The sequence below is a fragment of the Paenibacillus sp. OK003 genome, from assembly GCF_900109515.1.
Classification (GTDB): domain Bacteria; phylum Bacillota; class Bacilli; order Paenibacillales; family Paenibacillaceae; genus Paenibacillus; species Paenibacillus marchantiae.
The window spans coordinates 221,221-245,179 of the sequence record NZ_FOBD01000009.1 but is presented as its reverse complement, the minus strand read 5'-3'; the positions used below and the strand labels follow the sequence as shown (position 1 = coordinate 245,179).

General features: G+C 42.2%; 19 protein-coding genes. 18 read left to right on the top strand and 1 reads right to left on the bottom strand.

Features of this window, described 5'->3' with window-relative positions:
• The 17 genes from BMW94_RS16370 (at position 1) to BMW94_RS16285 (ending at position 22,742) form a co-directional block, all read left to right on the top strand.
• Positions 1-1,986, top strand: coding sequence for a VirB4 family type IV secretion system protein (locus tag BMW94_RS16370; RefSeq protein ID WP_254790258.1), 1,986 nt, complete (start codon positions 1-3; stop codon positions 1,984-1,986).
• Position 1,987: 1 nt separating this feature from the next.
• Positions 1,988-4,177: a hypothetical protein gene (locus BMW94_RS16365; RefSeq protein WP_091000020.1), complete on the top strand. Its 2,190-nt coding sequence runs from the start codon at positions 1,988-1,990 to the stop codon at positions 4,175-4,177.
• Between the two features lie 17 nt (positions 4,178-4,194).
• Positions 4,195-5,904 carry a M23 family metallopeptidase gene (locus BMW94_RS16360; RefSeq protein ID WP_091000018.1) on the top strand — a complete coding sequence of 570 codons (1,710 nt, stop codon included), beginning with the start codon at positions 4,195-4,197 and terminating at the stop codon, positions 5,902-5,904.
• 148 nt (positions 5,905-6,052) lie between these two features.
• Positions 6,053-6,478, top strand: a complete 426-nt coding sequence (locus BMW94_RS16355; protein WP_091000016.1) for a hypothetical protein — start codon at positions 6,053-6,055, stop codon at positions 6,476-6,478.
• Entirely contained in the window at positions 6,456-7,742 is a 1,287-nt protein-coding gene (locus BMW94_RS16350; protein WP_091000014.1) for a hypothetical protein, read from the top strand. Before BMW94_RS16355 ends, BMW94_RS16350 begins: the two co-directional genes overlap by 23 nt.
• A 103-nt stretch (positions 7,743-7,845) precedes the next feature.
• Complete coding sequence (locus tag BMW94_RS16345) at positions 7,846-8,577, top strand: hypothetical protein (RefSeq protein ID WP_091000013.1); 732 nt, start codon at positions 7,846-7,848, stop codon at positions 8,575-8,577.
• A complete protein-coding gene (locus BMW94_RS16340; protein ID WP_091000011.1) occupies positions 8,525-9,871 on the top strand; it encodes an ATPase, T2SS/T4P/T4SS family in 1,347 nt (448 codons plus the stop codon). Before BMW94_RS16345 ends, BMW94_RS16340 begins: the two co-directional genes overlap by 53 nt.
• Before the next feature lie 4 nt (positions 9,872-9,875).
• On the top strand, positions 9,876-10,742 hold the full coding sequence (locus BMW94_RS16335) for a type II secretion system F family protein (protein WP_091000009.1): 867 nt from the start codon (positions 9,876-9,878) through the stop codon (positions 10,740-10,742).
• A gap of 14 nt (positions 10,743-10,756) precedes the next feature.
• On the top strand, positions 10,757-11,650 hold the full coding sequence (locus BMW94_RS16330; protein ID WP_091000007.1) for a hypothetical protein: 894 nt from the start codon (positions 10,757-10,759) through the stop codon (positions 11,648-11,650).
• 19 nt (positions 11,651-11,669) lie between these two features.
• Positions 11,670-11,930, top strand: a complete 261-nt coding sequence (locus BMW94_RS16325) for a hypothetical protein (protein ID WP_091000005.1) — start codon at positions 11,670-11,672, stop codon at positions 11,928-11,930.
• Positions 11,931-11,964: 34 nt separating this feature from the next.
• Positions 11,965-12,387: a DUF4320 family protein gene (locus tag BMW94_RS16320; protein ID WP_091000002.1), complete on the top strand. Its 423-nt coding sequence runs from the start codon at positions 11,965-11,967 to the stop codon at positions 12,385-12,387.
• A gap of 15 nt (positions 12,388-12,402) precedes the next feature.
• Positions 12,403-12,828 (top strand): hypothetical protein, encoded by a 426-nt coding sequence (locus tag BMW94_RS16315; protein WP_091000000.1) that lies wholly within the window; start codon positions 12,403-12,405, stop codon positions 12,826-12,828.
• 14 nt (positions 12,829-12,842) lie between these two features.
• Positions 12,843-13,583 carry a CpaB family protein gene (locus tag BMW94_RS16310; RefSeq protein WP_090999998.1) on the top strand — a complete coding sequence of 247 codons (741 nt, stop codon included), beginning with the start codon at positions 12,843-12,845 and terminating at the stop codon, positions 13,581-13,583.
• 40 nt (positions 13,584-13,623) lie between these two features.
• Positions 13,624-18,321, top strand: a complete 4,698-nt coding sequence (locus tag BMW94_RS16305; RefSeq protein WP_175480729.1) for a fibronectin type III domain-containing protein — start codon at positions 13,624-13,626, stop codon at positions 18,319-18,321.
• A gap of 81 nt (positions 18,322-18,402) precedes the next feature.
• Positions 18,403-18,897 carry a hypothetical protein gene (locus BMW94_RS16300; protein WP_090999993.1) on the top strand — a complete coding sequence of 165 codons (495 nt, stop codon included), beginning with the start codon at positions 18,403-18,405 and terminating at the stop codon, positions 18,895-18,897.
• Between the two features lie 464 nt (positions 18,898-19,361).
• Positions 19,362-20,252: a copper amine oxidase N-terminal domain-containing protein gene (locus BMW94_RS16290; RefSeq protein WP_090999989.1), complete on the top strand. Its 891-nt coding sequence runs from the start codon at positions 19,362-19,364 to the stop codon at positions 20,250-20,252.
• 90 nt (positions 20,253-20,342) lie between these two features.
• A complete protein-coding gene (locus tag BMW94_RS16285; RefSeq protein ID WP_254790257.1) occupies positions 20,343-22,742 on the top strand; it encodes a CARDB domain-containing protein in 2,400 nt (799 codons plus the stop codon).
• Between the two features lie 165 nt (positions 22,743-22,907).
• On the opposite strand, the gene BMW94_RS30950 is transcribed toward BMW94_RS16285, so the two are convergent.
• Positions 22,908-23,024, bottom strand: a complete 117-nt coding sequence (locus tag BMW94_RS30950) for a putative holin-like toxin (RefSeq protein WP_229729588.1) — start codon at positions 23,022-23,024, stop codon at positions 22,908-22,910.
• Positions 23,025-23,183: 159 nt separating this feature from the next.
• On the opposite strand from BMW94_RS30950, the gene BMW94_RS16280 reads away from it, so the two are divergent.
• Positions 23,184-23,636, top strand: a complete 453-nt coding sequence (locus BMW94_RS16280) for a prepilin peptidase (RefSeq protein WP_175480728.1) — start codon at positions 23,184-23,186, stop codon at positions 23,634-23,636.
• The last annotated feature ends 323 nt before the right edge of the window (positions 23,637-23,959 follow it).

Genomic DNA, 23,959 nt, shown 5'->3' with positions numbered 1-23,959 from the left:
GTGAAGTTTAAAACGATATGGAAGAAAAGACACGGGAAGGGAGGAGTCAACCATGAGCAACCTCTACTTGATTCGGGGAAAGCAAGTGGGACTGACTTCGCAGCACCTTCTTTTGTACGTGAAACCGTTCCGGGGGATATCACTGCGAATCAGGTCAAGATTGACGATTACGCTGTAGAGATCGGAACAACGATTACGCCGGCAAGGTACTTCCGTAGTTTTTATGCTGAAATTTCTTCGGGAAACACTTGGTCCGGGATGTTGGATTCCTTAATCCGTGGGGATTATGGGCAAGGAGATGTAGACTTAGCCATTCACGTTCATCCGACCTCCAATGATCAAGAACTCAATGAAATCGGAAGACGGATTGCAGGGTTACTATCTGATTTGTCGGATGAAAAAGATGTCCGCAAGATTGATGCGATGCGTGATGAAATCGCGGATTTAAAAGAGCAACAGAAGCGTATACGTTTGAATGTGGAGCGCAGCTTCCGTGTATGTGTGCAAGTCACTGTAAGCGCTCCTGAATGGAAAGAGCTGATGAAACTGTGTCGTTCGCTTGTACAGCGCTTTTCAGGGAAGTCAATTTATCTCCGCGCTGCTGACGGACAACAACTTTCAGCGTTGAAGTCGCTTATACCTACAGCATCTGAAGATACGATCTCAAAAGAACACGTTCTATCTCTTGAAAGTTCAAATTTGGCCGATCTCTTCCCTTTTGGCGGTGGCAGTTTGAATCACCGATCAGGCATTATTTTGGGTAAGAGCAGAAGAGGCCGCCCTCTTTGGTTAGACAACTGGCATCCCGAACTCGCAAACTATAACATGTGCGTTATTGGTCGTTCAGGTGCAGGTAAGACGTTTGTCACTATGTTAATTATTCATCGTTCTGCCCATATTGGCAGACAAATTGGCATTATTGATTGGAAGGGTGAACATGGAGACTTCCTTCGCGCAATGGGATGTCCCTATATTGAATTTCATGAACACTCCAAACATCGGATCAATCCTTATGATGTGGATATCACCGAGCTGGCAGACGGAACACGGTACGTGGATATCGAAGAAGCGGCAAATGCGGTACAGGCATTAGCATTTAAAATGATTTCTGTTTATGATCGTGCTGCGCTTACTGGAGAGGTAAAAGTCTATATTGGACGTGCAATTCGGCAGCAGTACTCAGAATGTGGGATTACGACCGCACCGGAAAGTCTATATACCAATCCCATGCCTCAAGAAGGTGTGTTTAAAACAGGTAAAGTCAAAAAGGTGATGCCTGTGTTGGTTGGACTATATCAGAAAATGAGTACACATAAAAGCGAAGCTATTCGTAAAGCAAGTGAATTGCTACAGCCTTTTACCCGTGAAGGTGAAATGAGTTCATATGCAATTTATGATGGACAATCCACAATTGAACTGAAGAATGCACCCATCTTTGGTTTTGGGATTAATCGACTTGATCCTGAGATCATGCGTCCCATTGGCCTATTTGTGACAGAACGCTGGATGATGGAATGTTGGGCCAAAAAGCTTCCAGACATTCAGAAGTTGTTGGTCATCGAAGAATGCCAGAACATTTTTCTGGATGAGGACTTTGGTGCGGTTTGGGCAGAAAGTGTCTTTCGTGAGGGGCGTGCCACCAATACGGGAATTGTACCTGTCACACAAGGACTGGAAGTGTTTACGCGTTCTCAGGCAGGCATGGCAGCGATTAAGAATAGCCCTATCAAAATTATCGGCATCCAGGAGGCACTCGATATTGAGGCAGTACGGGATAAGTTGGCTTTAACCGAAGGGGAAGCTGATTTTTTGGTTTATCAAGCCCGTAAAGGAGATATGTTGGTTAAAGTGGATAATCAGTCAGCGATTGTGCATGTTGACGCTTCTCCGTTTGAAGAAATGTTATTTACCACTGATCCGAATGACCCACTGTACGCTGAGCGGAAACAATATATTAAAGAGCTGGCTAGGAATGAGGTGGGCTAACTTGCGTCGATATGCTGTATTTACCTTACTCTTTCTTTTATTAGTACAAGCTTTTGCTATGCCAGTGTATGCCGAAAAAGCCACGCCGGATGAGAAGCCAGCAGACACAGGCATCATTGGTAAACAAGTTAATGCTTACTATGAAGATGAGGATAATAAACCGGGGTTGCTCGAAAGAACGATTTCAGATGGTGTCATCAGCTTTGCCAATTTTTTAATTAAATCCTTCGATATGCAAGACGTAACGTTACTTGTGTTCGGAAAAAATCCTGCCCCGACTGACGATGGATTTCTGCAAGGAGGAAACACAAACACGGATACGCGGTCAGGATTATACTTGGGTGTATTTACAGAAGGCATGATGAATGCCATTAATGCGCTGTATACTACTTTCGAGCATTTTATGCCTTACCCTGTCATGTTGGCTCTCATACTTATCGCGTTTTTGTTGCTATGGCATGGAGCCTTTAGTAGTGAGGGAAGATCCAAAGGAAAAGATTATGCCACAGCATTTGTAGTTGGGTTATTATCCTTCCGATTTGGTTTTTATATTTGGAAATTCATTGCGGATATTGTGCAATTCGTTACGGATTTGATATGGGCTACTATGGTGGATGCAGGATTGAATCCAGGGTTGTTTTTGAATACGGTGTGGGGCACAGGCTCAGCAGGATATGAAAATATGGTCAGTTACCGTGGATTTGTAGTTGCCATACTCGTATTGCTGGCAGCGCTCATGACTGCAAAATTAAACTATGACTACACCATGCGATTGATTAATTTAATGGTGTTGATATCGACCTTTGTGATTTGCTGTGTATTAACCATATTCCCGAAATACCGTAACGCCTTACAAACGTGGTGGGATCAATTTGTCAATAATATGATTCTACCTTGTGCCCACGCTCTTGCGTTAGGGCTATTTTTTTTGTTGCTCTACTTTAGTAATGATGGTGTTTCGAATTGGGTCATTGTCGCCTATTTATTTGGCTTTTCTTCCATCCAGACTTTAGTCCAGCGTGTAATTGGCGTGGAACAGCCAGATTCCAGAATGGGGAGGGCGCTTGGTCTAGGTACGATATTTGCGATGAGTAGGATGCTCTCTGGCAAAGGTACTGGCTACGGGAAAGGAAGCAAAATGAAAGATCATCAGAAGGGAGGGACAGGAAACGGAGCTGGATCAACGGATATGGTAGGAGAGGACACGACCTCCCCTGGATCGGTAGATTCGGCAACGAGTGCGTCTTCTTCTAAGGCCAGTGCTCCCGTCCCGAACTGGAAAAATAAAGCGTCTAAAGCTGGGAAACGTGTAGCTGGCTTTGCATTGAATCAAGGCACAAAGGGAGTTGGAATGGTTCTAGGAACATCTGTAGGGTTGATGGCGGGCAGACCCGTTGAAGGTGCACTCGCAGGTGGCTTTATGGGTGGGTTAGCTGGTAAAGGGATGGCTAATGCAGGAGTTGGAGCCAAGCGAGTAGGCAGGGGGGCAATTCATCTCGGAAGAGAAGCCTATGCTGGCATACAAGAGCGCTTATACCCTGAACGAACAGGAGATCAGGAGGGACTGGAAGAAACAAATTGGATGTCGCCTTCCTCCGGGAAAGGGGGTTCAAATTCTAGAGCAGGCGTAGGAATTTATCAAGAACAACCCACGATGAAAAGAACCATTCCAAAACAGACGGAGCAACCTTTTAAATCTACATTCTCAGGAGACAGCCAGACAGCTTCAGCTGGAAAATCGCCTGTTACTGCAAGCAATGTGATGTACACCAGACCTTCTATGGAAAAATCACAAGATTCTCGCACGGAAGAAAGTATGCAGGCTAGATCCAACAGAAATTCGATGAATACAGGTGTTGTTAATCGCAGGATTCAAATTAACGGAGGTAGTATTCAAGGGGATGTCGCTTCAATAAATAATGAACCCCAGAGCAAATCCTCTTCTACCAAAAGTTCTGCTAGTCATGTGAATCATGGGATCAAGATCGGCGGAGGGACTATTAAAGGAGATATTATATCTTCAGATGGTAAAGTTAGGATTACAGGAGGATCAGCGAATGGTCATAGAGTTGATCCAAGGGGAGAACAATCTTCAGCCAGTAACAGCTCAGTTCCTTCATCTGCATCAAACCCGAAACAGCAGCCTCGCTCTCCAAAACCGGGTGGAAGGCATTACAACTATCATGTGTGATACGAGAGGAGAAGCACATGGATCAATGGATGAAACAGGCGCTTAAACAAGCAGGAAGAAAAGCAGGCCTTGCATTGTTAAAGGTACTTGCGCCATATGTTCTGCCAATAGTTGGTTTTTTTCTGATCCTGATGTTAGGATATTTCATTATTTTTGAAATGCCGAAACAAGCTATTATGGAGAAATATGAACATGCCAAAGATCAGGTGGCTGGATTCTTTTATGGAACGAAGGAAGAAGAGGATCAACAGATTTTTGAAACGTATCAGCGTCTCGCTGAACGTTGGCGTGAGGGTCTAACCGCCGAAGAAGAATTTCAAGTTGAACCATATACCTTCAATTGGGAGTGGCTGGCGCAAGTGGATCGTTCGTTGAACGATCCTTCTTTTTTGAACACGATTATGGACGAATATGCGAAAGAAGTCGTACTGAAACCGGAGGAAACCTTTGAAGAAGTGCGCCCAAGGTTTAAATGGAATGACGCTGAAATCGTGACTGTTAAAGAAGTCTGCGTGCAGGAAGAAGGGAAGGAGGGGGAGGTTGAATATGCGAAGTCAACAGTGACGGAGCGGCAGCCTGTACGCTTGTTACAGCAGGCGAGAACGATTCAGAATGTGTACAACTACACTTACACTTCTGAGACATTGACTGAAACGGTATCCTCCCCCTGCGGCACACTGACAACGAAGGTGACGCAGGACAAGTTGCAGCAGATCAAACCGATACACAATGAAGATTGGGAACCTTTACGAGAGATTTTAATCTCGCATGGTGCTAAACGGTTGGAAGATCAGGATTTCCTTTTAGAATATTGGCTATCCTATCTCTCGGATTATGATGGTGAGGGCGGCGGTTTGAATGAAGGGTGGACACCCATTTCAGGAGATTTAATTTGGCCCACTAAGGGTGATCGTATCACATCGTCATTTGGTTATCGGATACACCCGATTACGGGGAAAAAGACACTCCATGCGGGTGTAGATGTGGGTGTGCCTATCGGCACGCCTGTTTATGCTGCAAAAGCAGGTAAAGTAATTTTTGCGGATTATATGGGTAAAGCAGGGAATGCCATTATGATTCAGCATGAGGATATGGAAACGAGATACTACCATTTGAATAAAATTAAGGTCGAAGCTGGACAAGAGGTGCAAGCTGGTGAAGAAATTGCGGAGTCGGGGAATACGGGTGGCTCAACAGGACCTCATCTTCATTTCGAAGTACGTGTTAATGGGAACCCAGTGAATCCGCTTCTTTATTTTGGTTACACAGTAACAGCAGATATTTTAACCTATCGTCCGCTTAATATCTCTGTCATGATGGAATGGTTAAACAAACGAAATTCAATGCTGGCAACAAAAGAGATTTTAACCATGATTGATGATGCTGCTAAAGCACAAGGAGTTGATCCATATCTGCTTATTGCTATTACAGGCGCGGAGCAGGGATTTGTACCGAAAACGAACAAATATGCCAATCAAATTGTTAAAAATCCATGGAATGTGTTCGGTAGTTGGAAAGTGGGGAAAGGGTCTACACTTACAACGAAAGAATCCGCTAAAATTGCAGCCAAAACGATTGTGAAATTATCTAAAGGCAGACCGGCTACAGTGAATTCAATTGCATGGTTAAGTGACCCAATGAATCCAAGTGGTGTATATGCTGAAGGTGGCGATTGGGTGGGAAATGTATCTAATTTTTATCAGATATTATCGGAATTAAGAGATTGACAAATGAGGATAATCCCGGTAATATGATTTTCATATAAGTAGAACAGATGGCGAAGCCTTATGATAAAATATGTAAATAAATTCCAACAAAAACAACTCTCTATTTGGGGGTTGTTTTTGTTTTGCCTAAAAGCAGAGGAGGTCAGCAATGAATTCAAAAATACAGATTGTATTATTCATTCTTATGTTAGGTTTGGTGCTGATTCCACAACCTTTGGTTTATGCTGGATCAAGTGGGACATCCTCGGTGACACAAGAAATAAAGAAGGGTTCACAAACATTTAGCCCTGAAGAAATAGGTAGCCGTATGGAGGAAAAAGGGACCGAGCTATTCGGAATGGTACGTTCGGGTAGCAAGTTATACATTGCGGTAGCACTGATCGTGTTTTTCCTTCTATTATTCGGAGGCATGATTTTTAAAAAGTTGTTAACCTGGGCCTTTATTTTTCTTTTTGTTGCTATCCTAGGTTTCCTCGTTTTAAATTATTGGCCTCAGATCATAGACGTTGTTATAGCGATCATTTCATGGTTTTTTGAAGGGGGAGCGAAGGGTGAAGTTACATCTGGTGTTTGAGCCTTCCATCTTAACGCCTCTTGTGCAGGCTCTGCATTCCCAAGGTTACTCGGTTTCAGGGACTGATGTGACACTGGAGCAGTTTGCTGTTGCGGCAACTGCAAAACAGATTAATGCAGATGTGGCTATTGTGGATGGAAGTCTTGGTGTACTACGCAAGCAAGAAAGTGTCGTTTGGCTCAAAGAAGTGCGTATGCGCATACCCGACATGCGAATCATTGTTGTTTTACCGGAAACGGATCTCGATTGGCAGCGAAGTTTGGGGATGTATGGGATATATGATGTATACCTAGCTGAACAATTTCGTTTGGAAGACGTGCAGTATTGGATACAGACGAAGAAAACATTAGCAGATGTCCCGCAGTTTCACGCGACCGTTGCTGGACAAAAGGCCGAACATAAGGTAGGTTTCTCGCTAGAAAAAAATAAAGGCAAGATACAGATCATTTTGGCAGATTGGACGAAAGGGTTTAAACGTACTGATCGGAGGTCTGGGCCCACGGTTGAAACGACTGCAACATCAGAGGAAGAACGACTAGCTGAAGCTCAGGGAAAAGAGGAGTTGGAAGCACCGTCTGGAACGTTAGAGGTTCGGGAAGCAATTGTTGAACGAACTGAGCATCAACCCGAACAAACCCCTGCGCTACATATCGCTCAGCCCTATATCGTCGCTGTAGGTGGTTTGGCAAGTCGGAGTGGCAACACACATACAGCAATTCAGATTGCTTACGAAATCGCCAGTCAAGGGATCAAAACGGCGTTTATTGAATATCGTAGTAAACCGAAACCCTCGGATATCGTGAGTTTTGCAACCGACTTTGATGGCTTGCAATTTCATCATCAGGGTATCGACTTTTTTCCGAATCGAAGCCCAATTGATGTAGCCGAAATCTATTCGCTAGAGTACGAAGCCATTGTACTTGATTTAGGGGTTATGGTCGATGAATTGGAAAACCGACTTGAGCTAAATTCGGCAGCGCAAGAGTTTCTGCGTGCTCCCTTTCAGTACATGACCGTTTCGGCAGCACCTTGGGATTTGCATTTTATTGTCCGAAACTCAAGTCAACTTGCTATGCTCATGAGGAAAGCATCTTTGGTAATTAACTTCGCGGATGAGAACATGATTAAGGAGTTTAGAGAAATGTTCCCAGCAGTGACTTCCATCTTAAATCCGTTACAAGCCAATCCTTTTACCTCTGCGGGTGGACTGGCCTACTGGTTGGAACGTCCGAAGGAAAAAAGAAAACGTTGGTTTGTTCATTAACCGAAGCCTCTGCTCTTTCCTGAGCAGGGGCTTTTTTTGTCTAAAGAGTGAGGGGGAACATGTATGCCTCTTTGATTATTATGCAGAAAGGAGAAATATATCGGTGTTATTTGGAAAGAAGAAAGAGAAAGGAATGGCGAGCCCGGCTAAAGGCGTAATGGTTGCTCTGTGGAATCCGGCAGGAAGTGATCCGACCTTGTTGCTCCAGCGTCTTTTGAATCTGGTGAAAAAACAGGAAGAGACTGCCGTTGTCGTGGAACTTCCATGTCTTGGTTTACCACGAGTGGCGTATCGCTTGGGCATTTCGGAGTTGAAACACGGACAGACAGTGGATCAGCTCTTAATGGACTATGATCGGGGGATGTTAGCAGGTGTTCATGATTACCTGCAACATTTTGAGGGGTTTGACGGATTACTGATCCAGCCGAAAAGCAAAGTGGATAGTCCTACCTTGATTAAACTCCAGCAGGACAAGACGTTGAGCGAATTGCCAACATATTTGAAAGTCCATTTGTCAGGGTATCACTATATCTTCGTTGTGTTGCAAGGACAGCTAATCCATCCCATGAGTTTCTTTGCATTGCGAGAAGCGAATCATGTGGTGTTGAACATGAATGAGCCTGTTGAATTGATTCGGACATATGCTGCTTTCAAAGCATTACGGCAAGATTATGCGGTGCAGAGCATTCAATTGTTTAGTGAGTCGAAGAACAGTGACTTTAACGAGGAAACGATTCTTCATCGACCTGAACAATTGTTTTTAGCATGGAGGGAGGCAGATCATGGCAATCGGAGTAATCAATCCGGCAGAGTACGTGCAGTACCGACGACCTGAAATCAAAGCATCAAGCGCTCGTAGTAAAAGTGATGATGAAAGCTTAAAAACGTTGTTGGAACGAACTCAACAATACCTTATCACCAATTACAACGATGAATTTGTTCGAGCTATTATTGATGAACAGGCGAGAAATCGGGTTAGATATCACATTTCAGACTACATTCGGGATCAACGAGATTTGAAGTTTACTATGGACATTGGGGAGGTTATTGACTACATCCGTACAGAAATCACGGAGATGGGTGTGCTGCAACCCGCGCTGGATGATCCAGCCATTAGTAGTATTGAGATTAACGGTCCCGCGGAGGTCATTGTTGAACAAAACGGTTTTCCCGTTCATATAACAGAAATCCGGTTCCGGGATAATGACCATATTTATCAGACTATTGATAAAATGCTCATGCCGATTGGCAAAACACTCACTGCTAATGAGCCAGTCATTGATGCAAATTATCGTGGCTTTCGGATCAATGTCATCATGGATGTTACCAAGGGTGGTGTCAGTACCCATAGCCCAATCATCTCCATTCGTAAATTTCCTCCAGACGTATTTTCGGATGCGGATTGCATTGCTTATGGAAACATGTCTGATATCATGTCACAATTCCTTGAAGATATTTTGCCGTTTGGAGCTAAGGTTATTATTGCAGGGGGAACCAATAGCGGGAAAACAACCCAGCTTATCCGACTACCGCAATATTATGATCGACTGACCCGATTTTTTTGTATTGAAGATTCGGAAGAAATGTTGCTTAAATCGAAAACGTCCTATCAGGACTATCCCAACATTGCGAGTGTCATTGTTAAAGAGCATGAGGATGAACGGAAGGCTTATCTGATCCCAAAACTGGTGAAGACTAGCTTGCGCCAAAATCCAGATGTCATTTTGATCGGGGAAGTACGCGATGAACATGCAGCCAGCCAAGCACTGGTAGCAGCCAATACGGGGCATATTGTGCATCTCACCATTCACGCGAATGGAACAGAAGAAGCAGCTGTACGTTTTTTACAACTTTCTGGTAACAATCCGATGACTGCATCTCAGATCGTGATGTCGTTTGATTTGATTATTTATCAGAAGTACGAAGCAGAGACAGGTAAACGAGTTGTATTCGAAATTGGTGAATTAATCCGCTTTGAAGGTGAGAAGCCTGTGATTCAACCGATATTTCAATATGATCCTGTTCATCGTCGTTTCATTCAAACAGGGAAGCTTACGAAGCTCAGACGAAAACTCATTGCCGAAGGTGCTCCTATGGATATCATATCTCATTGGTGCGGGGAGGAGTGAGAGAATGCCAGTATGGATGAGCTATAGTTACTTTTTTATCCTTGCTTTGATCACCTTGTCCCTGGTTATTCCCAAAACAAATCAAAGTAAAAGTTTTTCGCTATCAAAGTTACTTGGTTACGAACGCATACGTAAAGAGGCTGAAACCGTAGGATGGTCGCTCACATTTCGAGAGTTCAGCATATTGATCCTATTTTCGATTGTATTAATTGGCGTAATTGCTTTATTTACAGGTAATTACTTCTTCATCGCTTTAGGCACTGTTTTATGTTTCACAGTTCCAAGAACCATTGTACTCAAGGTGAAACGGAGGATCAGACAAAACGTTTTATTTGATCTGCCTTCTAATTTGCGTCTTTTTATCAGCAAACTCACCGACTTCCCAAATGTGCAGAAAGCGTTGGAGAATGCAGTGCTGGAAATGGATGGGGTGACCAAGCCGGTTTTTGAAAAAGCATCCAATCAACTCCGTGTGGGGCTACCTGTTGATCGTGTTTTTGATGAAATGGTTGGTGAGTTCCGAATCCGAAAAATGGAGGGCTTTTTGGATAAGTTGAGATTGGCCCAAATGGAAGGTTTTCATGCTCAGTCGCTTGATAGCCTCAAAGAAACGGTCGAAGAGATCGGGGAAGATATCACACAGATTCAAGAGCTGGAACTTGAAGCGAAAAGCAAACGGAGACAACTCTTTACGGTAGTAGGTATGTCGTGGATGATGCCAGTCATGATGAGTATGATGAACAACGGGAACGCCAATGTATTTCTAAATACTTTGCATGGTCAAATCTACATCGTTTCTTTCGCGGCAGCTACGCTGTATGCGATAGGGAAGGGTGACGATTATCTGTCACTCAATCTTGACAAAATTTAAAGGAGGGATGCTCCTTGATTGTATCTAGTGTGCTGTTATTTGTAGCTGTTTTGCTTTTGACTGGGCTTATGATGAAGAACTGGTTGCCTGGCTTTGATCTGGAGAAGCGTTATGCAAACCAGGCCGCAGTGCTACTGAAGAACAATAAAGAATTGCGTCAATTGAAGATGGACCCGGTGACTCAGTTTTTTGCAAACCGATTGATGCCCAGGCTTATGAATGTACGACTTCCAGTGTTTAACGGAAAACTTCGACGTATGTACTATTTACTAGGAAAAGAAAACACCTTCGAGGAAGAACTTGCTGACAAAGTGATGAAATCACTTGCCGGAAGTCTTCCTTTTTTAGTGCTTCCTTTTTTGCTTCAAACGCCTGCATTATTTTTAGCGATCCCGTTAGCAACGCTCGTTTTTTTCGTGGCTCAACTTGGTGAAATTACTAAAACTTACAAGCGAAGACAAGATGAGATCACAAGGGATTTACCACAGCTTATAAGCAAAATGATGATCGCTCTTGAAACAGGGAAATCTTTTATGACGACAATTCACCGTTTAGAAGATACGAGCGGCCCTCGTATGAAGAAGATGCTCTCTCGTTTGAATGCAAACATTCGAATAATGAAACTTACAGATGCCATCGACTTATTTGCGGCCGAAACGGATGTACCCGTGATGAGAGACTTCGCAGCAGCCGTTAAGATCGGCGTAAACAATGGATACGGTGATGCAAAGAAATATTTCGACAGTATTAAAGGTGATCTTCGTAAGTTACGGCTGGCAGCACTGAAGGAAGTTACTCGTAGTCAGCCCCAGAAGATTAAGTTGTTATATGTTCTCGTAGCAGTTCATGCATTTGCCGCAGTTATCATTGCATTTATTGATATCTTTTCAGAAATCCAAAATTTATAACTATTCGGAGGTCAAGACAATGAAAAAGTCCATGAAAAATATCGTGAAAAAGATAGCGGGTTGGAGACAAGGTGTGGAAGCAAAGGTAGCTTATCGGATGGAAGTTTTTGTTCTTCGTTTAATGCGTCCTTTACAAAATCAGCAAGGCGCTTCTATTGTTGAAATTTTAGGCTATGCGTTACTGTGTGTGCTTGCCATTGTAGTTGTGTGGGGTCTTATCAAAGGCTGGTTACCATCATTTTGGCAATCCATTACAGGTAGACTGGATAACCTTTCTTGATATTTATCCGTGTAGGTGGAAGGAGGGGAGAATTTTGAAATTAAAGACATGCTTAGTACCACTGCGGAATAACATTGGAGCTGTCAGCTCTATTCCACTCATGTTTTTCGTGATGATAGCATCTGTCTTTCTCTATCTTGGTATTGATGCATATGGTTATATCTCACAGCAACAAAAACTGACCATTGCAAGCAATGAATTACTTGAAGTAATCAAAGCTGAAAATGGATTTGATCCTGTGAACCGTGAACAATTTGATCGTTTGCTCCAGAAGACCGGAATTGATCCGGCAAAAGTAACCTTAACAGCTACACCTAAACTGGTTGCTAGAGGGGACACGGTTGTTGTGGAATCTAGTATGGTGTATGAATGTATCGGGTTGAAGCCATTAGGGAAGACGGTAAAGCTCCCTATACGTGTGCAAGCGAATGGCTTGGCCCATACATTCTTCCGATGAAGGAAGGGATGGCCTATGTTCCGCAATCTGGCGCTGATTTTATTCGGCGCCTTTGCTTTATTTTTTCTGACTGATTTTCTTGTGGTATACAACGCACATTTAAAGATTGAAAAGGCAGTGGAACAAGCACTGGACGGAGCAATAATAGCCAGCACACAGGAAATCGAGAATCAGCGTGGACGTTTGGAACTGAACGAAAATGTAGCAGTCGGAACGGTACGCAATATTCTCAAAGACAATTTGAAGCTGAATGCAGATCTGACGAATAAGCATTTTTCGGATAGTGTGTTGAAGGCCACGGTGGCATATTTAGGTTTAATCCCAAGAATCGAAGCTCAATTTGATACAAAGGTACAACTGATTGCAGGGAAGATTTTTGGACTAAACTCGTTTCCATTGACGATTATACGTCATACGCCATATTTAGGCGATTTTAAATAGGAGAGTGGGAATCATTGAAAAAACTGTGGAATAAGGCAACACGCCGAATTTTTATAGTGGCCGTTGCTTTGATATTGGCCGGAACAGCCGTAGTTATTCAAAGCAATATTGTTAAACGTCAAACAACAACTGAGCTTATTTATGTGGCAAAAGAGAATTTGCTTCCTTACAGCTTGGTTGAAGGTATGTTTGTTCAGCGTAAGGTAGTGCAAAGCGAAATTCCAGATGATGCGATTCGAGATTTGAAAGAATTGAAAGGGGGGGCATGGGTAACGTCAGATGTTGGAATTCCTGCTGGAGTACCGGTATCGAAATCACTTCTTGTCCCAGCCAAAGATAGCAAATATGGTGAAAGCCTGGAATTGAAGGATGGAGCTATGTTTGTGGGGGTGCAGACCGACCAAGTGAAGAGTGCGGGTGACATGATCAAGCCAGGAACGGTAGCGGATGCTTATGTCTACATCCAAGGGGCAGATCGTGAACCTGCACGTCTTATTACTCCAGCAGATGATCCTCTTCTGAAGGGGCTTCTCATTAAAGAACGGCAAAATCAAAATGGTTACGAGCCTCAAAGAGAAGGAACAGGAAATCAAAATCCTATCCCATCCATTGCTGTAGTAGAAACTACTGACTCCAAAGTCGCAGCAGCACTTATTCGTTATCAGGAGGAAGGCAAAGTATATTTTACGCCGACTGGAGTAGCGTTGGATAGCAACACAATAGATAAAACTGCTGATAAAGGTTCTGTCGAATGACAGAGCTTTTTTCATGACATTTTTGTTAGGAGGAAAGGGAATGTTCAGGAAAACGATTAGCTTATTTCTGTCATTTATCTTGATAGTGTCTTTGTTAATAGGGACTACCACTCAAGTCTTAGCGGATGATAATGTGCAGATCAGCATCAAAGCTGATCCAAAGATTGATGTTGCTCTTGCCGTTGGTAATAGCTCATGGAATCTTCAAAATTTTACGAATGATTTAAAGAATCAATTAACCTTAAAAGGTATTTCATCGTCTAGTGTTAATGTACAATCCGTTGAAACTAAATCAGTTATCGCGGATGCATCCAATGCAAGTCTGATATTTCAATCATGGAAGAACTTCTCCATTCTTAGTGGAGGGTATAATGCTCCAGCGTGGACAACAAGCGATTATTTTATTTCAGGGGATAGACTAATTCGTAGTAATTCGGGGGCAACTCGCCCAGCATCTGGATATTATGATCCAAAGTCTTTCGAAACTACCAACGCTACCTATTCATTTACATGGGGGATTGACGCGACTAGTCATGGAGCTTTTGACCATGGCGAGGCAGGTTTTTTGTTCCGAATGCAGGATGAAAATAATTATTACGCTTACTTGGTTGATAACCATTCAGCTTGTGGAAATATATATCTGGATGGTGGAGAAGCCATTGTTAGAGTTAAAAATGGCACATTTGAAGTGCTGGCTTCCACAGGTTTTCCTCAGTATTACGCTGGGCAAAAAGAAGATATCAAAATTGTTACTGAGGGTAGTTCAATAAAAGTGTACCGAAATGGATCTCTTAGACTATCGGTAAATGACGGCACGTATACCAAAGGTGGTCACGGATTCTATGTTTGGGATCAATATGGAGCATATTTTTCAAATATATCCGTGGAATCAGAATCCACCAAAAAATTCTCTGAGGTCATTCGTCAACCTATCTGGAGAGAAGGCTCTAATCGTTTTCTCGTGAATTTAGAAAACAATGTGCTTTCAGACTTGGATGACGCTCAAGCTTCAGCAGAAATACTGACGCGCATGATCAGCAATGAGGTTAGTTATATTGGATTGGGGTCAACAACAAACCAAACACAAGTGGAACGCTTGGTTACACGTAACAATAACAATGGGACATTCATCAACAACAGCGTATATAGCTCGGCAATGGATCAACTGGCAGACTACATTGCTTCAAAGATTAGAAAAGTTGGAAACGAACATTACATGATTTTGGATGAAGAAAATCGTCTTGAAGTCAATCCCTCCTCCTTACAAAAGAACACTCAAACTGCGGATCACCCTGAAGGGCGCTGGAAAATAGAACATGATAGTACGTATTATGAGAACGGTTCAGGTCAAGTTCAATGGAGCGGAAAGTGGCAGAAGGATTTACCTTTAACATTTGATAAGCCTGGCCGATATGAATTGTGGTTTGGTACTGATCATCCTAATCCACAGTTTCTATACGTTCACCGTAGGCCAGTAGCAGATTTTGCTTTGAAGGTCACCAAAGGCTCTGCTAATTACTCCATTGATGTTAAGGACCGATCCTACGATCCAGATAATGAATCTTCATCAAACAGAGGTATTACACAAATGGAATGGAAGTGGAGGGAAACAACAGCGACTACATGGAATGACGGATTAATTCCTTCCAGTCTCCCCGTAGGGAAGGATTACTTGTTGCAGCTTCGAGTTTTAGATGAACAAGGAGCTTGGAGTCAGCCTGTAGCACGTTATGTTTCTACAGGTTCTACTGCACTGAAGCCTATTGCAGACTTCAAATTACCTACTCAGGTAACAAAGTTAAAACCTTTAAATGCCGAAGAGCAGTCCTATGATCCAGGTGGTAGAGTAATTACTCAGAAAATCTGGAACATAACGAAAGATGGCAAAGAAATGTATACAGGTTCCACTATGATCAAAGATTTTCGGAATTACGAATCAGGGAACTATACAGTATCTCTTAAATTGTTAAATGATAGCAATCTGTGGTCAGACACGTTCCAAAGGAATGTTACAGTAACGGAGGATTTATCAGCACCGACGATTTCATTCAGCCCTTCTAGGTTGAACTGGACAAGTGAGCCAATGGATATAACCCTTACCTATTATGACGATAGTGGCTTAGCTAGTACATGGCATAAAGTTACTTCATCCGAAGAGTCTCCTTCTTCATGGGATAGCGTAGGTTCCGACATTCAACATGTTACTTTAAATCTTGAAGGGCAATGGTATATCCATGCTAAAGCACAAGATTTGGCTGGTAAAGTGACTACAGTCTTAGCTGGACCTTATCAAATTCAATATAAACTTGAAAAACCAAAGCTAAAGGTAAATCAAGTAACTACCAATTCTGTTGATCTTGGATGGACATTGCCTTCTACAACTACTACAGAGGGTATCCAATATGAAATCATCAATCAAACAACTAAAGAAGCTTGGACAGTGGATTATCCAACAGATCATATAACAGATAAGAAATTAGAAGCGGGCACGGATTATAGCTACGTGATCAAAGTAAAAAATCATGTTGGCGAAACTGTGGGAGACCCCTTTAAGGTAGTAACTCTTCCTAATAAGGTAGATGGGATAAAGATTGGATTTAAAGATCGTGAGAGTGGTAAAGCAACGATTTCATTTGATCCTGTACCTTCAGCTGCGGAGTATATTTTTGTCTTGTATGAGTCTTCAAAAACTGGACCAGAAAAAGTATTAGAGCAGAGTTGGGAGGATGCTGGGACACATGTTATCGGTAATTTGAAAGCAGGGACCCAATACTTCGCTTCATTGGTGGCTAAAAATGTATCTGGGTATAGTGAAGTGGTTAGCACTGGGTTCATCTCTTTGCCTTCTGCGCCGGGAGAGTTCAAGATTGCTCAAGTCTCAGATACCAAGGTTGATTTGGGCTGGCTTCCTTCTGAGACGGCAACGCGCTATCAATTACTGCGTTCGCAAGAAGAAGTATATGAAGGAACAGAGTTGAGCTACACAGATGAGGATTTGAATCCAGCTACAGTATATAACTATCAATTGGCAGCTAAAAATGATAGTGGTTTTGGAGACATTGCAGATTTGGATGTGCTCACATTGCCGAGCAAGGTAACTGCCACTGTAGAAAAAGTAACTGCTACATCCGTTGAGCTTGGTTGGAAAGCTGTTCATGGGGCTGATAAGTACGTAGTTATGTTAAAAGGAGATCCCATACTTGAGATTTCATCAGATCAAAATCATGCTACGGTTCAGGATTTAGAAGCAGGCACTAACTATGAATTATCTGTAGCAGCGCAAAATGAGAGCGGACAAAGTACACCAGACATCATGCATGTCAAAACCTTACCTGCTTCCCCTACTCATATTGCAGTTAAAGAAATACAGGAAACATCTGCTGTACTGAATTGGGATAACATCATTGGAGCAGATAAGTATAAGTTAAAGCTTGATGATCATGTGTACGAAATTTCGAAACCCGAACTTGAGCTAGAAGGGCTGGTTGGAGATCAGGAATATACAGCAACGATTCAGGCTGGGAATGAGTCAGGCTATGGGGAGGCAACCGAATTTAAGTTTGTCACCCTACCGTCAGCACCAGAACTGAAGGTTGATAAAGTAACATCTAATACGATGACCGTAAAGTGGAGCAAGAAGCCCAATGCTACGAAGTATAAGATTTATGATGAAAATGAGAAGAGCATAGCTGAAACAGAGAAATTGAGTTACACATGGGCTAAGCTTGAAGCGGGTAAAACGTATACTTTTTATGTTTCAGTTGTCAATGAGAGTGGAGAAGGGGCCAAGACTAAGGTAACGCAACAAATGTTACCTGGTGGATGGGGAAGCACCGACAGTGAACTTAATCAAGTGGTGCACGTATCGGGAGTAACTTTGGACTCTGCTCTAGTGAGTTGGAAAGCAGCCTTGGGTGCTGAACAGTATAAAATTGTAGATCCCAAAGGTAATTCATTGGGGCGTGTTGCAACTCCTGCAACATCCTATACGGTGTCAGGATTAAATAATAGTACAGATTATTCAGGTTGGGTATTAATCCCACTTAACGATGCCGGTGAGGGCATTCATGCGCCTATTCCTTCGTTTAGAACCTTAACTCCTTATTATGGTGGAAATGAGACTGAACCAGTTAAGAAAGAGGAACCACTAAAGCCAAAGCAAGAACCTTCTAACGAGACTCAGCTCCCAGTAAAGGATACACCTAAATTCGAGGATATTGATAGGTCCTTTGCAAAAGAGGCAATTCTTGCGCTTTTTGATAAAGGTATCGTGAAAGGCGTGTCAGATAAGAGGTTTGAACCAGAAAGACAAGTCACTCGTGTTGAATTTGCATCAATGCTAGTGCGGGCATTGGAACTTCAAGAGTCATCTGATGCTAAACTTACCTTTGAGGATGTGCAACGAGCAGCTTGGTATGCTCCTGAGCTGATAGCAGCGGTAACGAATGGTGTTGTTCATGGTTTCAGTGATAAGGAGTTCAGACCGTTTGACATGGTTACCCGCGAGCAAGCAGCTAAAATGATTTCTAATGCAGCATACGACCATGTGCCTACTGCCGAAGTGAACTTCAAAGACAGAAATTTAATCGCAGTTTGGGCTAAACCAGAGGTAGCGGCACTCACTGTAGAGAAGATCATTACTGGCTATCCTGATGAGACATTTAAACCTAAACGTAATCTGACTCGTGCAGAGTGTTCTGTATTGATTTACCGAGCACTCGGCATATTCTCTAAATAGTCATTTCTTTTGAGGAACCGGAGCCGTCCTGTTGAGGGACGGCTTTCCATATTGAAGAAAAAATGTTGGGAGGAAAAAGGTATGTCAGATGTTACGGTTAGGCACTGGAGACGGGTCAATTACTTTGTAATGTGCTTACTTTTGTCTATAGGGATTGGATTGGCAATTCCTTTTTTCAAAGAATTCTATATTGAAGCACCAAACGAATTTTGGAGTCGTGTCACAGTATTATATTCCTCTATCGCATGTATTGCTTTTGGTACCTATGCAATTCTCTTATTTGCGCTTCAAATAGAACCGATACCGCTAATAAGAAAAATATTCCTAACTTTGAGATTTACTTTTCTGGCTCCATTTGTGCTGATATCAATTCTTTGTCTTTATGAGTTTTTGTGGCTAACAGTAATTCTGTTGTTTGTACTAATCAGCATGTTGGCACAAATTTATGAATCACGGCATCACGGGATCTGGAAAGACCTCTTTCTTAGTATAAAATATGGAGTGAAGGTAGCCAGTTTTTCATTTTCACGTTTACGTTCATTCAGAAGTATCGAAAAGATTGAAGATGAGGAATAAATATTGTAAAAAAACGAACAAAAGTTCTTGAATCTTCTTGATTTTGGAAGTATAATGGAGTTAGCCAAAAAAATGAATTCAACCAATCTCATATACTATAGTTAAATAACCCCTTAACAGGGGCTATTTTTAGTTTATAGGGATATTTTTAATTTGCTTTATTTGTTCTGGATACAAAGAGTAGTTGTAAAAAAAAAAATTTTAGTCGAAAGAAGAATTGAGTATGAATATATCGAAACGTAAATCTAAAATAGAACAACTTGAAACACTTAATATTAGTGAACGTGACAGATTGAAAGTTCAATACGAACTTTACAAAATGGATAACCAACCTGACTGGATGATGAGGATATTCTTCGGTATGTGTTTGGTTTCTCTTTTAATAGTTACAATTCTATTTGTGTAATGTATTGAACAGTGCCAAGAATTCCTTTAACACAAAATACATTGATGAGGTGAAGAACATGTGGAAAAAGAAAGTGTCTATTGCGGTTTTGTCAGTAATGATGTTATTTGGAACTGCTGTCTCTGCATCGGCAGCTCAACAAAATGTGAGCGTAAAGGTCGATAGTAAACGGGTTAATTTCCCTGATGCTCAACCTTATTTTGAGAGCAGCAGAGTCATGATTCCAGTACGATTTGTGAGTGAGTCTCTTGGTGCGAATGTATCTTATGGCAAAGAATCTTCAGGTAACAAGGTTAATCGGGTTGTGACGATTAAGCTGAGTGACAAGGTGATCTATATGACAGTAAACAGCGCGAAGGTGCTGGTTGGTGAACAAATCATTACGTTGGATGTACCAGCTCGCTTACAGGAAGAACGTGTATACGTTCCATTGCGGTTTGTATCCGAGGCGTTAGGAGCACAGGTAAAATGGAATCAGGCTCAGAAGCTGGTGAGTATTAGCACGGGATCTGGAGTTACAGAGCCAGAGAAAAAGCCAGAGACTCCAAGCACGGGGATGTACAAGGAAGGATTCGAGTGGCCACGAGAGCAAGAATTGGGCAAAACGCTTTTTGTAAACAATATGCAAGTGAAGAACGGCAAGTTGACGTTTACTTTGCCTAAAAATGCAGAAGGTGCTAGTAAGTATTCTGCTGATGGATCTTCGGTGAAGCTTACTCCTGGAAAAAAATACACTTTTGATATCGGAAAAGGAGCTGGCTTCTTATCCATTTCAAAGCCTGAAACAAAAGGTGATCAATGGGAAGGATATCATATTTTTCTGGATGCGAACTATGTTGATGATATAACAAATCTTTTCGGTACTGTAGAAGACGGTGTTGTTGTTATTTACAACTCAAAAGCTTCTCCGCTATCTGAAGTCATTCAACAAGCAAAGAAATTAAAATAATCAGATTAGTTTGAACCTGTCCTTTTTTAAGGACAGGTTTTTTTGTCTTAAAGAGTAGGAATACAACATAAAAGAGAGGAGATTAGATTTGTGAGGAAAAGGGTCATTCGGAAAGGGTTATTAATGTTCGCTGCTAGCTTTACGCTGATGTTGTCGGCTTTATCGGTTTCAGCGGCGGCTATTCCAATGCTGCATGAGCATGTGAAATGGGATTACGGGAAGGAGGAAATAAACGGTTTTTCAGGCCATATTCCTGCTCTGGACAAACGAGTGATTAATAACCCATGGCAATTATATCAATGGACAGGGATGTTTAATTTCTCGGATGGAAAGACGAGGATCGTTTCGAACTATGACGTGTTTAACGTGAAAAGAACTCCTGAAGATAAAAATTTTTCAAAGGAAAATGGCTTTGGCTTGATCTACAAAAGTGAGTCAGCACTTGAGGGATTTTTTGATGCTGTTTGGTCTGGTCAACCAATCTCGTCCAAGCAGCGCGAATACTTTAAATCCAAATTTGCTACTAATGCAAATGATTCTATATTTGTTGAGGGACATGATTATTATTATAAAATCCAAGAAAGATATCAATTCCTCCGTACTGCCGGAATCGTGCAACGTATGGGGATCAAATTCGACAAAACCGAGAAGGTCAATGATAATACTTACCGTGCATATTTCGATGTTTCCGCATGGCCGGAACTTACAGTAACACAAGGGAAACAACTCGTCATGAATCTGTCAGCCTATGGATACACGGAGCGTAATGTCCGGCTGGTCGCTGTGAAAAAAGGTGACTTTCCCGAAATGAGTAAAGTGGTAAGTCTCACGGATGGGAAACTACTTCGGGCCAGTGATCCAAGCTATACTGATACGATTAAAGCCAACGCAAAGGACATTGTTAAAGTGCTGGGTACAGAAGTCGATATCATTCTGGAAGACGGGTATGGACGAACAGCAATCAAGTCGGTGAGCTTACCGAAAGAAGATCAGAACATGGACTACGTGCCTACCAAATTGACACTCACCGATGGAGGTCAGCTTTGGGTCAAGTATCGGTATGATGGGGAGGAGATTATTCCTTCGGATTATACCAGTGAGCGCGGAATGCCTATGACAGCCAAGGTGAAGATAGGAGGAGCTGCAACTGCTGAATTTTCGTTGCCATCCATGAACCAAAGCATACCGAAAAGCCTTAAAGATGGACAAGAACTGAGCTATTTGCTTGGTAAAATAGAAATCAGTGACGCACCGGGCAAGTATTATATTAAAGTGGATGCAACGATTAACAATCCCAATCATCAGGATCGCGCTTTAGAAGCGCCTTCCAAAGCGTATGATAACAACGGTATTCATGGAGAATGGCTCATCGAGCGAAAGGGAGCAGAAAATGACCTCATTGCCCAATCTATTACCGCCAGCCCATCAGCACTAACGTTGGGACAATCTTCCATCGTAACGGCTAAGGTGAAAAATGTCGGAGGTACGGACGTTTCCAATGTGCTGATTCGTTTCATTGAAGATGGCCATAAGACGATCTATGAGACACGCAAGACCATGCCAGCCAATACACCGATTACTGTAGGTGGTTTTAAATGGACAGGAGATGTTGGAATACACAGTTTGACTGTGGTGGTTGATCCCGATAAGGAGAAGCCTGATAAAGACCGTACAAACAATGTTGCAATGACAGGCTGTTCAGTGAGTAAGAATGGTGGCGATGCCTATTGTGATACAACCAAACCTACAGCAAGCTGGGACGTAACGTATCCGCTTATTACGGGATATCCAACCAAGACACGAACAGTGAGCTGGACGGACTCAAAGGGAAATACAAGAACAAGTAGCGAAAGTTATGTCGATTACAGCGATCCAATTTGGGAAAATCGGAAGGTAACGTATAACGAGAAGTTGACTGTTAAGGCAGAATTGGATACGAAGCAAGGAATTGCTACAGACCCTAAAAATCCGAAGGATGAAGATCGGGAGAGTCGTGGAAGCTGGGAGATCATCCCTTGGGCAAAGGAGAAGAAGCTGAATCCTAATGAGGTTACTCGTGCCGGCTATGGTGTTGAAATCAAAGTTCAGACAACTTATACCACAGACTGGGAAACGAAAGTGCCTAAAGGTTTGGAAGGAACCGCAAAGCCGATTGGTGGAGAACTCAAGGGCCCAACAGAAGTGAGAGCATATATTTGGGATAGCCGAGGGAAGTATGTGACCAGCATCGGTCTGGTGAAAACCAGTGGAAATGATAAGACAGCAACGTGGGAACTGCCGAGGGAGCGTTTTAAATCGAAGTTCCTTGATATCTATGAGCGTAAATTCTATACAGATGTGAAAGCTCCTGATGGAGAATACACATTTAAAATCGTTGCAATGCATGCGGGGCAGCATGATCTTTCATCGTGTTTTACGAAGAAGTTCACCATATACGGTAGTATGTACAATGATTGGCAAACAAAAAGGGATACATCAGAATGGTATTAATGCCTGGCTTTTATAGGTTTAAACATTGCATGTATGAATTTTCGTTTGTATAATAAGAATAAGTATATGTATAGGGACGGTTGCACCCGTCCCTTGCAACAGCCGCTTCTAAGGGCGGTGGCTGTAATTAGGTAATTGAAATAGACTTACCTTACCAGGGGCGGTCTATTTCTTTTTGTTTTGATTATTCAATGCAATGACGATGGTTACGATCAGTCCAATCAGGGTTACTGTAAACCCCGCAAAACTAATCATCAACGTCAAAACATCTTTCATCTCCACAGGCATCACCTCCCTTCAGGGAGACTAGCCGACCGCCCTTATGCCATTCTGTTGCATTTCCAATTATATCATAATCATTTATGAGCAGTCTCTTAGGAGGCTGCTTTTTTTATAGATAAAGTAGAAACACATTTTAAAAGAAGAGGAAGGAGAGAACCAGTGGAACTGTTGTGGATTGATTTACCGTTATTCGTGATTTTGATATGGGCGACGTATACTGATTTAAAAAGCCGGGTTATTCCTGATAAATTGGTTTTTATCGGATTGTGCTATTTCCTTGTGTTGCGGATAGGGTATGCTACTCAACCGTATTATAACTACTTGCTGGGTATGATTGCAGGAGCCGGCATATTGTATGTTTGTGCATTAATTCGACCTGGTTCCTTTGGTGGTGGGGATATCAAGTTGTTGGCTGTTATCGGGGCAGCTTTGGGTTGGAGAGAGTCCTTATTGTTCCTTTGTTTATTGTTAGGATTAGCAGGTCTATACGCTGTTACTGTATTGCTGATATGGAAAGATCGAAAGAGATTAATGCCGTTGTCGCCCTTTTTTCTAGCCATTTTTATAATGTTTTTTACTCAATTTCTTGGTGCGAACCTGAAGCTCACATAAAAACCCTAGGAGATTCGCACCTCGAAAATTGTCGAAATACTCGTTATTGTGACCTTTTGGCAATGAGTTTACATGATATTCTAGTAAAGGTATAATAGTAGAAACGAATTTGCGTAAGTGATTTTCCGTTTTTTATGTTTATTACGTCATTTTTTACTGTCGCATCCCGTAAGGAGTGCGTGGATTGAAATAGTACAGGAATGTTGTACCAAATCACCATAATGGCAAGTCGCACTCTGTATGGAGTGCGTGGATTGAAATGACTGATATACTACGATTCGGAAGCAAAAAAGGGATTTTTATATGAACAAATAGCTTGAATG

Excerpts from the sequence above, each read along its gene's own strand:
- BMW94_RS16360 (WP_091000018.1), top strand. The coding sequence starts at position 4,195 with ATGGATCAATGGATGAAACAGGCGCTTAAACAAGCAGGAAGAAAAGCA.
- BMW94_RS16355 (WP_091000016.1), top strand. The coding sequence starts at position 6,053 with ATGAATTCAAAAATACAGATTGTATTATTCATTCTTATGTTAGGTTTG.
- BMW94_RS16340 (WP_091000011.1), top strand. The coding sequence starts at position 8,525 with ATGGCAATCGGAGTAATCAATCCGGCAGAGTACGTGCAGTACCGACGA.
- BMW94_RS16335 (WP_091000009.1), top strand. The coding sequence starts at position 9,876 with ATGCCAGTATGGATGAGCTATAGTTACTTTTTTATCCTTGCTTTGATC.
- BMW94_RS16325 (WP_091000005.1), top strand. The coding sequence starts at position 11,670 with ATGAAAAAGTCCATGAAAAATATCGTGAAAAAGATAGCGGGTTGGAGA.
- BMW94_RS16315 (WP_091000000.1), top strand. The coding sequence starts at position 12,403 with ATGTTCCGCAATCTGGCGCTGATTTTATTCGGCGCCTTTGCTTTATTT.
- BMW94_RS16305 (WP_175480729.1), top strand. The coding sequence starts at position 13,624 with ATGTTCAGGAAAACGATTAGCTTATTTCTGTCATTTATCTTGATAGTG.
- BMW94_RS16300 (WP_090999993.1), top strand. The coding sequence starts at position 18,403 with ATGTCAGATGTTACGGTTAGGCACTGGAGACGGGTCAATTACTTTGTA.
- BMW94_RS16290 (WP_090999989.1), top strand. The coding sequence starts at position 19,362 with ATGTGGAAAAAGAAAGTGTCTATTGCGGTTTTGTCAGTAATGATGTTA.